The organism is Sphingobium sp. WCS2017Hpa-17 (assembly GCF_031843765.1).
Lineage (GTDB): Bacteria > Pseudomonadota > Alphaproteobacteria > Sphingomonadales > Sphingomonadaceae > Sphingobium.
On the sequence record NZ_JAVTIV010000005.1, the window covers coordinates 200,731 to 214,426 of the forward strand.

Below are 13,696 nucleotides of genomic sequence, written 5' to 3' on the forward strand. Positions count from 1 at the left end.
CGCGCCACACATGGCCGGACCGATTGTTCCCCAAAGCGCAAAAAATATCGGGCGTGACGGGCGCGTTTCGCTCCGTCTATTCTGCCGCAATGCAGCAACAAGCTCTTTCCATCGCGCTGATCGGCATATTGGGGATCGGCGCGCAGTGGGTGGCCTGGCGCACAGGCTGGCCGGCGATCGCGCTGATGCTGGCCGCTGGCGTCATCGGTGGCCCCGTGCTGGGCCTGATCCACCCCCATGCCGTGTTCGGCGATCTGCTGGAGCCGATGGTGTCGGTCGCGGTCGCCCTGATCCTGTTCGAAGGGGGCCTCAGCCTCAATTTCCGCGAATTGCGCAAGACCGACGGCGCGGTGACGCGCCTCGTCCTGCTGGGGTCGCCGATCGGCTGGGTGCTGGGATCGCTCGCCCTTTATTATATTGCAGGGCTGGTCTGGCCGGTTGCCATCCTGTTCGCCGGCATCTTGGTCGTGACCGGGCCGACGGTAGTGCTGCCGCTGCTGCGCCAGTCCAACGTCGCCGCCCGCCCCCGCGCCATCCTGAAATGGGAAGCGATCGTCAACGATCCGACCGGCGCGCTGCTGGGCGTCGTCACCTATGAATATCTGCGGCGATCCGGCGAAGGCGGGACGTTGGCGTCGGTCATTCTGTCGCTGATCGCCGCCGCCATCGTCGCGGGGCTGATCGGCTGGATTGCGGCGCGCATCATCGGCTGGCTGTTCCCACGCGGTCATGTGCCCGAATATCTCAAGGCCCCGGTGCTGCTGGTCGCGGTCATCAGCGTGTTCGTTGGGTCCAACATGATCCAGCAGGAAACCGGCCTGCTGGCGGTGACGGTGATGGGCATCGCGCTCGCCAATATGCGGCTCGATTCCCTGCGCGACATCCAGCCGTTCAAGGAGAATGTCACCGTCCTCCTCATTTCCGGCGTGTTCGTGATCCTGTCCGCCTCGCTCGACCTCAATGTCCTGCGCCAGTTCGAATGGCGCTTCCTCGCCTTCCTGCTGGCGCTGCTGTTCGTCGTGCGCCCGGCGACCGTGCTGCTGAGCCTCGCTTTCTCCAAAGTGCCCTGGAACGAGCGGCTGCTGGTCGCCTGGATCGCCCCGCGCGGCATCGTCGCGGTCGCCATTTCCGGCCTGTTCGCGCTGCGGCTCGATCGGCTCGGCTATAGCGACGGGTCGATCCTCGTCACCCTGTCCTTCTCCGTGGTGGTGGCGACGATCCTTTTCCATGGCTTTTCGATCAAGCCGGTGGCGCGGCTGCTCAAGGTCACCGGTGCGTCGGAACGCGGGCTGCTGATCGTAGGCGCCACGCCGTTCAGCCTGGGCTTGGCTGCGCAATTGCGCCTGCTGGACGTGCCGGTGACCATAGCCGACACCAGTTGGCAACGGCTTGCCCCGGCCCGGCATCAGGGCATTCCCACCTATCATGGCGAAATATTGTCGGAGGCGACCGAGGAGCGGCTGGACCTGACCCAGTTTCAGATGCTGGCCGCAACCACCGACAACGAAGCCTATAATGCGCTGGTCTGCAACGAATTCGCCCCGGAGATCGGCCGCGACAATGTGCATCAACTGGGTGACGCCAGCGATGATGACGATCCGCGCACCCTGCCCGAATCGCTGCGGGGACGCGCGCTGTTCGCATCGGGCCATGGCGTCGAGGATATCATGCAACGCGAGGAGCAGGGCTGGGCCTTCCGCAAGACGCGGATCAGCGAGCAGTTCGATTATGACGCCGCGCGCGCTTCGCTGCCCGAAGATGGCGACATGCTGCTGCTGCTGCGCAAAAATGGCGCGCTGCGTTTCTTCACCCACGCCTCGCGGCCGACGCCCCAGCCCGGCGACACGATCTTATCCTATGTCCCGCCAACCCAGAAAAGGCCGAAAGGAGAGGAAGAATGACAAGATTTGCCCCGGCCGCCATCATCCTGAGCGCCGCGCTCGCCGCCTGCCAGCCGCCATCGGACGGCAGTGCCAGCAACGCGGCCAATGAAGCGGACAATGGTGCCAATGCCATGGCCGCCAACGCCGCCGACAATGGCGTGGAACCGCAACGCTCCATCCTGCGCCCCGAAGTGGTGCCGGAGGTGGAGGAGCCCAAGATCGAGCCGGTCGACGCGCTGGTCGGGTTCGGCACGTCCCCGATGGCACTGGACGATGCCGCCAGGACGACGCTCGATACGCTGCTCGACACCCCGGCGATGAAGGAAAGCGGGCCGATCACCCTGCGCGGCCACAGCGATTCGCGCGGCAATGACGGGGACAACAAGGTCGCATCGCGCATCCGGGCGGAAAAGGTGCGCGACTATCTGATCGCCAGGGGCGTGGACAAGGCGCGGATCAGCATCGTTGCGCTGGGCGAAGCGCGCCCCGCCGCACCCAATGCGACCGAAGATGGCAAGGACGATCCCGAAGGCCGGGCGAAGAATCGCCGGGTCGAGGTGCATGTGGCGCTGCCCACCGTGATGGTGCCGCCGCCCGTCGTCGCCAATCAGGCCGAACCGGCGAAGGCAGAGGGTGGGGCAAAGCCGTAGAAATTGCACGCGGCCGCGCGTAAGGCTCCGTCATGACCTCTCCCGTCTGGCACCCCTTCACCCAGCATGGCTTGAACGAGCCTATCCCCCATGTCGTGCGGGCGCAGGGCGCGACGCTGCATCTGGCAGACGGCAGCACGCTGATCGACGCGATTTCGAGCTGGTGGGTGACGACGCACGGTCATTGCCATCCGCGTATCGCCGCCGCCATCGCGCAGCAGGCCGGTCAGCTCGACCAGCTGATCTTCGCCGCCTACACCCATGAACCGGCAGAAGAGGTCGCGCGCGGCCTGATCGCCATCGCCCCGCGCGCCGAGGGCCAGCCCGAACTCAAACATGTCTTCTATTCCGACAGCGGATCGACGGCGGTGGAAGTCGCGCTGAAGATGGCGCTCGGCTACTGGCATAATCTGGCGCTGGACGGATTGGCGGAATCGCGCAGCCGCATCCTCGTTCTCGAACATAGCTATCATGGCGACACGATCGGCGCGATGTCGATCGGCGAGCGCGGCGTCTATAATGCCGCCTGGCAGCCCCTGCTGTTCGACGTCGGCACCATCCCCTTCCCCGCATCGGGGCAGGAACAGGCCTGCCTCGACGCGCTGGAGGCCGCCTGCGCCGACAAGCCCGCCGCCTTCATCGTCGAACCGCTGCTGCTGGGCGCCGGGGGCATGTTGCTCTATTCGCCCGTCCTGCTGCGCGACATGGCGGCGATCTGCCGCAAGCATGGCGTCTTGTTCATCGCCGACGAGGTTATGACCGGCTGGGGCCGAACCGGTACGCTCTTCGCCTGCGAACAGGCGGGCATCGTACCGGACATCATGGCCGTGGCGAAGGGCATCACCGGCGGCGCGATCCCGCTGGCCGCCACGCTGGCGACCGCGCCGATCTTCGATGCGCATCTCTCCACCGATCGCGCCCGGCTCTTCTATCATTCGTCCAGCTATACGGCGAACGCCATCGCCTGCGCTGCCGCTGCCGCGAATCTCGCCATCTGGCGCGAAGAGGATGTGCTGGGCCGCATCGCGCAACTGGCCGACGGCATCGCCACGCGACTCGGCACATTGGCGACTCATCCCGCCTTCGCCAATGCGCGCCAGCTGAGCACGATCGCCGCGATCGACCTCATCGCCGCCGACGCCGGCTATCTGTCGGACCTTGCCCCGCGGCTGCGCGCCTTCTTCCTGGAACGCGGCCTCTTGCTAAGGCCGCTGGGCAACACCATCTACCTCATGCCGCCTTATTGCCTGGACGCCGATCAGCTCGATCGGCTGTTCGCGGCCCTCGCCGAAGCCGGCGATATATTCGGCATGCAACCCTGACTTTCATTTTCCGCAATTTGGCGCTATGGCGGCGCGATTTTGCGAATTCGGGACAATAATGGCTAAAGAAGAACTGCTTGAAATGCGCGGACAGGTTGTGGAGCTTCTCCCCAACGCCATGTTCCGCGTCCGGCTTGAAAATGACCACGAAATTCTCGGCCACACCGCCGGCAAGATGCGCAAGAATCGCATCCGCGTGCTGGTGGGTGACGAAGTGCTTGTCGAGCTGACCCCCTACGACCTGACCAAGGGTCGGATCACGTACCGCTTCAAATAAGCCGGCAATTGATGCGGCTTATTCTAGCTTCGGCTTCCCCCAGACGGCGTGACCTTCTGGGCCAGATCGGTGTCGTCCCCGATGCGGTCGACCCGGCGGATATCGACGAAACGCCCCGGAAGGCAGAAGTTCCGGCCGCCTATGTCGCGCGCGTGGCGGCGGAAAAGGGCGTGGCAGTGGCCACGCGCCATCCGGGCGCCCTGATCCTCTCGGGCGACACGGTCGTGGCCGTCGGCCGCCGCATATTACCTAAGACGGAAAGCGAGGAAGAGGCGCGCGCATGCCTTACCCTGCTGTCAGGTCGCCGGCATCAGGTGTATAGCGCCATCACTCTGATTAATGGCGAAGGTCGCGCATGGCATCGCCTGTCGTCCAATATCGTCATCTTCAAGCGGCTGGAGCCGGCCGAGATCGACGCCTATATTGCCAGCGACGAATGGCGCGGCAAGGCGGGCGGCTATGCGATACAGGGCCGCGCAGCCGGCCTCATCCGCACGATACAGGGCAGCCATAGCGCGATCATGGGCCTGCCGCTTTACGAAACCCGCACGCTGCTCAAGGCTGCGGGCTACCCGATCGATTAGGAACGAACATGGCCGAATGGCTTTATGAAGAAGGCATTGGCGAGGCCCGCGCCGCGCTGATCGAAAAGGGCAAGCTGGTCGAGGCGCTGATCGAGCGTGACGGCGATGCCGTTCGTCCCGGCGCCGTGGCGCAGGGCCGGCTGGTCGCCACCCTCATCCCCAAGAAGCGCGGCGTCGTCCGCCTGATTTCGGGCGAGGAAGTGCTGCTGGAGCCGATCCCGCCCCGCCTGTCCGAAGGCGCCAATGTGCTGGTCGAGATCATCCGCGAAGCGATCGCCGAGGAAGGCCGCCCCAAGCGCGCCAAGGGCCGCATGCCCCAGCCCGGATCGAAGCCCCATGCCGGCCCCAGCCTGCTCCAGCGTATCCGCGCCACCGGCACCCCTGTCGTCCCCTGCCCCGCGCATGAGGAAGACCGGCTGGAAGCCCATGGCTGGAGCGAATTGATGGAAGAGGCGGTGAGTGGCGAGGTCGGCGCGGAAGATGCCGCGCTGCGCCTGTTCCTGACGCCGGCCATGGTGCTGATCGACGTCGACGGATCGCTCCCTCCCGCCCAGCTTGGACCCAAGGGCGCGAAGCTGGCGGCGCAGGCGGTGCGGCGCATGGGCCTGTCCGGTTCGATCGGCATCGACCTGCCGACGATGAACAACAAGGACGAGCGGATGATCGCCGCCGCCCAAGTCGACAAATTCCTGCCTCTCCCCTTCGAGCGCACGGCGGTGAATGGCTTCGGCTTCCTTCAGATCATCCGCCGCCGCGAGCGCGCGAACCTGATGGAATTGCTGCGTGAAGATCCGGTGCTGACCGCTGCCCTCGCTCTGCTGCGCCGCGCGGAACGCCATGGCCAGGGCGGCGCCGCCACCATCACCGCCGCACCCGCGATTATCGACCTGCTGCACAAGCGGGCCGACTGGATCGAATTGCTGGCCAAGCGCCGTGGCGGAGCCATTACGCTGAAGGCAGACGTCGCGCTGGCCCTTCCGGGCGGCCATGTCGCCTAAGCCTGCCTCCTGCCCCGTCTGCGGCCAGCCTGCGCAGGCCGCGACGCGTCCCTTTTGCAGCCCCGCCTGCCGCGACCGCGACCTGCTGCAATGGCTGGGCGAAGGCTATCGCGTCCCCGGCCCGCCCGCCGATAGCGACATGCAAAAAAACGGTAATTATGGGCTGGACAGCGAGCCGGATTGACGCTTATAGGCACGCCTCCATCCGGCGGACACCTCCGCCGTTGACCCGATGCCCGGGTAGCTCAGTTGGTAGAGCATGCGATTGAAAATCGCAGTGTCGGCGGTTCGAATCCGTCCCCGGGCACCATTTGTTCTCTTTTCAGCATCCAGCAGCGTCCAGAGGCATCCCAAAAGTGGCGGAAAACGTGGGTTTTTGAATAGCCCTTCGTCCTCCCACGTCCCCGGGGGTGCACTGTCAGCCACACCCTGATCATGGTATTTTCATGGTATCCGGCAATTTGCCATTTCGGAGATACCATGATGGCCCTCACAGTGACGGCGATAAATGCAGCAAAATCAAAGGATAAGCCCTACAAGCTGACCGATGGCTTGGGCTTGTATCTTCTGGTCAAGGAGACGGGCGGCCGGCTCTGGCGGATGAATTACAGCTTCCTTGGAAAACAGAAGACGCTCTCCTTCGGCAGCTACCCCGAAGTGTCTCTCGCTAAGGCTCGCGAGAAGAGAACGGCGGCGCGAGAAGCGCTGGCGGATGGGCAAGACCCGGCTGAAGTGCGGAAGGCCAAGGTTCGCGAGGCAAAGGCCAAATCGGAAGAAACCTTCAAGGCGATCGCCGATGAATGGCTTGCCCGCCTTGAGATCGAGGGGCGTGCGCCCAAGACGCTCCAGAAAATGCGCTGGCTGCTCGACCTCGCCTATCCACTCATTGGCAGCCGGCCCATCGCAGACCTCACGGCACCCGAACTGCTGGAAGCCCTCCGCACGGTTGAGGTGCGCGGGCGGTATGAGACGGCAAACCGCCTCCGCAGTACCTTCGGCACAATCTTTCGCTACGCGATCGTAACCGGGCGTGCGCAGCGGGACGTGGCCGTCGATCTTCGCGGCGCTCTGATAACGCCGAAGCCGCAGCACCGGGCGGCGATCCTGGAGCCCAAGGCGCTTGGTGGCCTCCTTCGCGCGGTCGATGCCCATGACGGCCAGCCCACCGTGCGAATCGCGCTAAAGATGCTTCCACATATGTTTCCTCGGCCCGGCGAACTTCGGATGGCCGAATGGAAGGAATTCGATTTCGAGGCAGCCGTCTGGACTATTCCGGCGGCGAAGACGAAGATGCGTCGCCCCCATAAGGTGCCGCTCACGCAGCAGGTCCTGGACATGCTGGTGGAACTGGAGCCGATCACCGGCGGTGGCAAATATCTCTTTCCCAGCGTTCGCTCCGCGGAGCGGCCGATTACCGACAATACCCTGAATGCAGCACTCCGGCGGCTCGGGTTCGGGAAAGATGAGGTGACGGCTCATGGGTTCCGAGCCACCGCCAGCACGCTTCTGAACGAAATGGGCAAGTGGCATCCCGACGCCATCGAGCGCCAGTTAGCCCATGTCGAATCCAATGATGTTCGACGAGCCTATGCGCGCGGCACCCATTGGGACGAGCGTGTCAGGATGATGCGGCATTGGTCGAACTACCTCGATGGCTTGCAGGCCTACGGGAAGGTCCTGAAGGCAAATTTCAGGCGGGGAGAGAGGCCGGATTGATCGAACTGCTTGACCGACATCCGGAGAAAGTCGAATTTCTTGGTTCCATTCGTTTGACAGCGCAAAACACCCCGTCCAGGAAACCAGCGCCACCTCAGTATCTTCTCAATCTTCCGCAGTGGTGGCACGCGCAATGGCTTCCCAGGCTTGATCTGTCCATGGCTTGAAAGGCTCTAAGTCAACGGTTTCGCCAAAGGGAATGATTTCCTCTTGGGTCCAGAGCATGTCATATCCCTCTCGGTCCCAACCTTTTAGAGGGCATATGTCGAGGAGCCGGCGGCCATCGATGCCGTAAACCAGCACGCCAAGCTGCAAGCCGGTCTCAGACCAAAGCCCGGCGGCAAGCTCTAAAGAAAGGCCTGCTCGCTCAAAACGCCTACTAAAACAGCCCTCATCCCATACGGTCCAAGCGCTGACGCTTAAATCTGGACGCGCCGGATTGCTAGGAGCACACGGCCTCCAAGCGGTAGGGACATCTACCCAAACATGGCGCCACAGTTCCTCAGTGAAGATGGCAAACTCTATCGGAACCTGACGCGCTGCCAACGACGCACGGTAGAAGGCAGGCACGTCTTTCCACTGCAGATTGTCAGGAACCTTCGGCTCCTTTTTTGCGAGCAGTAAATCTACGGCTGACTGTACAGCGGGCTGCTCAAAATATGCCAGGACACTTTGCGGGACGGTGATCACTACGCTCTCCTAATAAGCCCTATGCCACACCGTCCGGCGAAAGCGGCGATAGTCGGAGCAATCATGGGCTGGATCGATTTGCTGTTCGAGATGGCTAAGAAGGGTCCACCATGAAGCCGCGCGCCAACCAAATTTCTTGTTTTGGCGCAGAATGGCGCTGTTTAAGGCGGTGGTATCGGGGGCAACAACGAGGAATATGGATTGGTTCATTGCCCATCGGCAAACATCACGGGCGTGGTTATAGGCTTTGGGTAGCTGCCCCCGCGTTAGCTGGTGACCAAATTTGGCCTCGATGGAAGCGCCTATCAATTTCGATCCCGATCGTAGCTCAATCAGGATGTCTGTGCGGTTTTCTTCAGCGACGCAGCGAACCGAAAAGTCATCGAAGCCGTCAATTTCATCCAATTTCTGGTCAGAGCAGAGCGCTGCTGCTTGGAACAGCGCAAAAGCGCGGGATCTGCGAACCTTATGGGAGCCCTCGTTGAGAAAGTGCGCGAAGCCCGCCGTGATTTGTGGTTCATGAAAGCGCGTCCAAGCGTGCGGGCTGACGCTAAAACAATGGGACTGCCTATGAAGGCCGAACAATTGCTCAATGCCATGGCGTCCTGCCGCCCACGGTTGTGGCGCGATCATCGGAATTCCACGCCTGATAAGGGACACGGGGTCGCCTATAAGCTCTAAATATTCTTCGAGAATCTGTGCGTCGAAGGCGCGCGCGAAGATGCGTGATGCGTCAGCCCAACTTTCAATGGTCACGACTGCTAGCCTCTGCCGCACTGTTTTTTAAGGGCTAGAGAGGGCTGGGTGAGGCAACGACCATAAAGAGCATATGCCTTCGTGCCGACGCCAACATATATAATATCTTCTCGCATTGCGCTGGTCATGGTCTGCGATGAAGCAATCGGCAAGTCGAAAGCCAATGGTTCAAGGCCAAACTCCTTCGCCAAGGAGCGAGCGAAAGAAGAAGCTTGCCTCCATAATATGTAAGTCGACATTCTGTCTAACCAGTCCGCGCTACTGAGCCGCAATGAACCGATGGTCGCTTGGAGACGAGAATTGAAGGCGCGGCTATAGGCGGTCGATTATGGGCATCATAAGAGGTGCTGCGTACAAGGGCTGCGGTGCAGGATGGGCGTGCAGGCAGCTCTTAGCGGAAATTCGAAGAGGGAATTTGGATGTCTGGAACGCTGCAAGTCGAAATGGTGGGGGTCGGCCATGGAGACTGTTTTGTTCTGCGCTGGCTGCCGAGCGAAGGAGATCCAAGTGTTATCGTGATCGATGGCGGGCCAAGAGGGGGTGGGAGCAAGCTCGACACAACATTGAGGTCAATGGGCGCTGATAAGATTGATCTTATGGTGCTCAGCCACAGCGACGCTGATCATGTTGATGGCCTTCTTGAATATGCCAAGCTACCCTCGCGCGCGCCTATCAGCAGATACTGGGGGCCTTGCCTGCCGGCATTCGAGCGGCATCGATGGCTTTTTCCCCTGCGCATCGCGCGGGGGCTCGACGTCGCAGCAAATCTGGAGGCGGCGCTACGCAGTGAGACCAATATCTCATGGCCTGTTGAGCACGCTTTGTGGCAGTCCGAGGATGGAGGGTTGCGGATAAGGGTTCTCTCGCCAGCTGGGCGCCTCATCGAGAGGCTGCTTATTGGCGATGACGCTTTGGCCCTCTTTCTAGAACAGCCTATGCCACTGGGATGGTTGCTCGGCCCGCAGGACGATGCGGGGCCTGAAGATCGATATGCGGACCTTCGTGCCGCCATAGCTTCAGGTGAAATTGATCCTGCACGTATGCCCGATGATTTGCCCGGTGTGAGGCGAGTAGACCAGGCCGCGGTCGCTGGAGAAGCGGCGCGCGACTATGGGATTGAACCAGAGTTCTTCGGAAACTCGGTCCTCAACGACACCTCGCTCGTCCTACTGGTCGAGGCGGACCTAGGTGGAGCGCCTAAGAGATTGCTCTTCACAGGCGATCTGCAGACTTTCACCTACCTCATGGCAAACTATCCCATGGGGCTTGGTGCTGAGATCGTGAAGGCTCCCCATCATGGTTCGCTGTCGCACGTGGGCGAGAAGCTCAATGCCTATGACGAGGTGTGGCAGTGGCTGCGTCCCCGAGCCGTCCTTGTGAGCGCAGGGGGCAAACATGGTTTGCCGCGCCATGACTTTCGCAATGCGGCTTTAAGAACAGGGGCCTCGCTCTTTTGTGCGTGCCGACGGCAAAAGGAGCTTCTCGTCGGGCCGCCGCTAGAGAAATCCTGCCACGCCGAATTTGCTTGCAGCAAAGGCGAGCGTTCGATCCGACTTGATATGGGAAGAGACAGGATCGAAGCCAATGCGCAAGCCTGTGGTTCCCAAGGCACCTCACATGCTCCAGCGGTGATCCAAATGGTCCAGCATCTGGTGGATCCCAGTGCTATCCTCGATAGGCTTACGACCGCTGAGCGCGATCGGCATGTGAAATGGCTGCACGATATTTTGAAAGACGCCCATGCCGCCAGGCGCGCCGCTGGCGGTGAAGCTGGCTTGAAGCCCGTTGCGCAGACAAGAATTGCTGAAATAGCGACCGCTCGTGGCGCCTTCCGGGCAGCCACGTCCATGGATATCATTCTAGACGCAGCGGTCCGGGCAGGGAAGATCTGGGCATCAAATGCCGATCGCTTCCGCAACGGGGAGCGCTCAGCGTGGGTCATGCCCAACGATGCGCAATGGCGTGAACTGTCGGAGTGGCTGCTCAAACATGCAGTCATTCTCCTCGCCGTCGACGACAGGAAAGTTGGCCTAGTGCCGCGCGAGTTGCTGCTCGCGGCAGACACGCAATATCTTGCTCAGCGCGCTGCCAAGCTCTTTGCCTTTCCTGAAGACATGTTTGCGCCCATTATCTGGCCGCGGCTTGTCGAGCGGCTGATCAAAGAGAAATGGCAGATTTTTTACGCTGAATTTGAGGGAGACAAATTCACGTCGATACTATGCGCTCCTGCAGACATCGAAGGCACGTTTGAAAGTCTTGCAGATGGCTTTGTCAGAAATGAAGCAGAAAATTATCTTAAGAAAATATCATCAGATTCGTACAGTATGTATGAACCTATGCCTGAATCTATGGTTGATTTCGTCGTGCCATTGCGGTCATCGCTTCGCCCAGAGCCTCATGGTCGTGCATGGCGCCTTAACTCGACAGGTTCTGAGGGGCACATGCAGATTTTCTGCAACCCTCGCCTTGTGACCAACGAGGAACGTTGGCTTCTACATGGCGGCTATGAGGTCGGTAAGGACCCAGAAGCAGCGGCACGCCTGCTAGCGGCCTATTTTGTAGGGGGGTATGAGAGATGCAGATAGCGTCTCGGCGCCCGAGTGGCTTCTCCAGCAGACGATAGGTTATGCACAGCTACATATAGCGGATTGAACGAAGTTTGGACAACGCTTCACCCGGATCCCGCTGGAGCTTTGTCCCCCCCCCCCCCCGGAAGTCAGATAGCAATCACACGTTCCATGTGAACAGCTCCTCTAGGCGGCTATCCGATACCCCCCCTGTTGCGTCACAGAACGCACCCGGCACACCTTCTCCGCTGAACCGGACGTTGTCCGCGCCGAATATCTCCCGCGCGCTGTGCACAGCGGTGCCCTCGGGAAATGATCCCGGACCTAGGTTCGGTGGTCCGATAATCCCGCTAATTGACGGTTGCCAGCCGACGACGGTGCATCTGACTGGGTGGCTAGCGTCCGTCCGCTGCCGACGCGCAGCAAAGAACGACCGGTAGATCACGTCATCGGGCGGGAGCGAGTAGCCCATGAGAATGACGTGGTCGGCGCGCATGACCAGCGCGCGGAGATCACGCTGTATTTCGTCAATGAAGGATGGGGGAGGCTGCTTAAACGAGCTCTGCATTACGGTCTGGGTGTGTTCGGTGGTTGTCAAGGTTCCGCAGTGCAGGCAGGTTCGGGCGTCGACAACGCCCTCCTCCCAAAGCCGCTTCTCCGGCATTCTGGCGGCCCGGTCCGCAGCATTGAGGTTCGCCACGTCGGGGTAGGTGCAACGCGTCTCGAAACCCGCCAAAGGCGGCGGCGGAATGAGGCTGGTCGACCGCAGGCTCCACTCGTCGCCGTGATAGGCCGACAGCTTGCCGCAGTCGGGACATTCCCGCCAGCAAAGGCACCCGTGCGGAAACAGGAATTTGCTCAGCCGCACCTTGTGACTGCAGCCTGAGCTTTCCTCGTTAAGCCGCTGGGCCGAAGCCTCGTTCATGGGATACCACAGGTCGGGTCGGCTATGCGGCTCAACGCGCCGCGAGGGAATGAAGTGACCCATGTCGTGGAAAAGGTGAAGCGGAACGGAAGACCCGCCCCCGCTTGTGGAAGACCGATCCGCGTTAAGCTCACGGTTCGCAACGAACTGCGTCCACAGACTCAACGGATCATAGTTCAAGCTAACAAACGCGACATCGCCGCGGATGAACTCCGGCCGGTCGAAGTTCGCCGTGACCGACGCCGCGGCGCGCTGCATCCTTTTGCCGAGCCATCTCGCGAACTGCTCATACTTTTCTAGCGGGGAGTCGGGAGATCCGACACAGTTCTGGTAGTCGATGTAGAACATCGCGTGCAGAAGCATCTTTAGCGCCGCCTTTGCGCCCAAAAGACGCCGCGCGTCGAGAAAAGCGCCCCTCTCTGCACGGAAGCCATGGCCAAAAGGTGCGTACATGTCGAGGACATTAAAAAGGTCGTTGATCTTGAACTGGTCGGACCCAACCCCCGGGCAAATCCGCAGGACATCCTGCAGCGCCGACCAGTCGTAGGCGAGCCTCAAGTCAACCACCCGCTTGCGCAAGTCCTCGATCGTCGCTCCTGGCGCCCAGTTCTGCGCCATCGCCGATTCTTGTTCCGACGTGACGACGTGCATGCCGATGGCGGGATCGGCGCCGTCGCCGAGAATTATCAGCAAATCCCGCAGCAAATCCCGCTGCCTGCCATTGGCACGACTGCCCAAGGCCCTGTTGACGCGCGAGCCGAGATCGATCGACGAACCTTTCGCCAATCCCGCGAGCGCGAGAATGAAATCCGTCTGCTGGGCGGTCGTACGCATGCCGAGGGCGGCAGTGGCACCCGCTCCCCAAAACACCACGGTTGAAGCACTACTTGTCATTGCTGTTCGATGCCGCTTGGTGATCAACTTGTGCAAGCCTCAATTCTAACCGAGTAGCCGGTATGACTCGGGCTTCCCTCAAATCTCAACCATTCCGGATCAAGCCTCGCATCGCCCAATCGTCGGACCCGCTGAACGACCCAACGCACGACCGATTATGGGGCGCGTTGCTGATCGTCCGCCTTAACCCACTCAATCGGCAGCTCCCGACTGGACCGGACGTTCACCGAAAATGAAGTGAACGACCGGCTCTGGTCGGCCGCTGCCGGCAGTTCCGCGCCCATCCTTGCCGTTCGACATTCATTTTCCTGCGGCCGGGACCGGACATCCAAATCTTGACTGGAATTGGGAGAATGCGGTCCTTCAATGGAAAGCCGTTGTATCTCCATTTATGTCAAAAGCTCGCATTCTCAGCGGACTTCTTCAGCGGCTGT

General features: G+C 61.3%; 12 protein-coding genes and 1 tRNA gene. 10 read left to right on the plus strand and 3 right to left on the minus strand.

Going from position 1 to position 13,696, the window contains the following annotated elements; all coding sequences use genetic code 11:
• The first annotated feature begins 89 nt into the window (after positions 1–89).
• From RQH62_RS10840 to RQH62_RS10880, 9 genes are all read left to right on the plus strand, one after another.
• Positions 90–1,901: a sodium:proton antiporter gene (locus RQH62_RS10840; RefSeq protein ID WP_311268766.1), complete on the plus strand. Its 1,812-nt coding sequence runs from the start codon at positions 90–92 to the stop codon at positions 1,899–1,901.
• Positions 1,898–2,533 carry an OmpA family protein gene (locus RQH62_RS10845; RefSeq protein ID WP_311268767.1) on the plus strand — a complete coding sequence of 212 codons (636 nt, stop codon included), beginning with the start codon at positions 1,898–1,900 and terminating at the stop codon, positions 2,531–2,533. Before RQH62_RS10840 ends, RQH62_RS10845 begins: the two co-directional genes overlap by 4 nt.
• 32 nt (positions 2,534–2,565) lie before the next feature.
• On the plus strand, positions 2,566–3,855 hold the full coding sequence (locus RQH62_RS10850) for an adenosylmethionine--8-amino-7-oxononanoate transaminase (RefSeq protein ID WP_311268768.1): 1,290 nt from the start codon (positions 2,566–2,568) through the stop codon (positions 3,853–3,855).
• Between the two features lie 58 nt (positions 3,856–3,913).
• Positions 3,914–4,132 carry a translation initiation factor IF-1 gene (gene infA, locus RQH62_RS10855; protein WP_003049127.1) on the plus strand — a complete coding sequence of 73 codons (219 nt, stop codon included), beginning with the start codon at positions 3,914–3,916 and terminating at the stop codon, positions 4,130–4,132.
• 11 nt (positions 4,133–4,143) lie between these two features.
• Positions 4,144–4,716 carry a nucleoside triphosphate pyrophosphatase gene (locus RQH62_RS10860; protein ID WP_311268769.1) on the plus strand — a complete coding sequence of 191 codons (573 nt, stop codon included), beginning with the start codon at positions 4,144–4,146 and terminating at the stop codon, positions 4,714–4,716.
• 8 nt (positions 4,717–4,724) lie between these two features.
• A complete protein-coding gene (locus tag RQH62_RS10865; protein ID WP_311268770.1) occupies positions 4,725–5,714 on the plus strand; it encodes a ribonuclease in 990 nt (329 codons plus the stop codon).
• A complete protein-coding gene (locus RQH62_RS10870) occupies positions 5,704–5,898 on the plus strand; it encodes a DNA gyrase inhibitor YacG (RefSeq protein ID WP_311268771.1) in 195 nt (64 codons plus the stop codon). The genes RQH62_RS10865 and RQH62_RS10870 overlap by 11 nt, the downstream gene beginning before the upstream one ends.
• Before the next feature lie 50 nt (positions 5,899–5,948).
• A tRNA-Phe gene (locus tag RQH62_RS10875) sits at positions 5,949–6,024 on the plus strand.
• A 173-nt stretch (positions 6,025–6,197) separates the two neighbouring features.
• Positions 6,198–7,430: a phage integrase central domain-containing protein gene (locus RQH62_RS10880; protein ID WP_311268804.1), complete on the plus strand. Its 1,233-nt coding sequence runs from the start codon at positions 6,198–6,200 to the stop codon at positions 7,428–7,430.
• Between the two features lie 105 nt (positions 7,431–7,535).
• Here RQH62_RS10880 and RQH62_RS10885 read toward each other — a convergent pair whose 3' ends face one another.
• The gene (locus tag RQH62_RS10885; protein WP_311268772.1) at positions 7,536–8,120 is read right to left on the minus strand and encodes a hypothetical protein; all 585 of its coding nucleotides are present in this window, start codon (positions 8,118–8,120) and stop codon (positions 7,536–7,538) included.
• Positions 8,121–8,129: 9 nt separating this feature from the next.
• Positions 8,130–8,876 (minus strand): hypothetical protein, encoded by a 747-nt coding sequence (locus RQH62_RS10890; protein ID WP_311268773.1) that lies wholly within the window; start codon positions 8,874–8,876, stop codon positions 8,130–8,132.
• Between the two features lie 419 nt (positions 8,877–9,295).
• Between RQH62_RS10890 and RQH62_RS10895 the strand changes: the two genes are divergently transcribed.
• Positions 9,296–11,461 carry a hypothetical protein gene (locus RQH62_RS10895; protein ID WP_311268774.1) on the plus strand — a complete coding sequence of 722 codons (2,166 nt, stop codon included), beginning with the start codon at positions 9,296–9,298 and terminating at the stop codon, positions 11,459–11,461.
• Between the two features lie 142 nt (positions 11,462–11,603).
• Here the strand turns inward: RQH62_RS10895 and RQH62_RS10900 are convergent, their stop codons facing one another.
• The gene (locus tag RQH62_RS10900) at positions 11,604–13,262 is read right to left on the minus strand and encodes a hypothetical protein (protein WP_311268775.1); all 1,659 of its coding nucleotides are present in this window, start codon (positions 13,260–13,262) and stop codon (positions 11,604–11,606) included.
• Positions 13,263–13,696 lie beyond the last annotated feature (434 nt).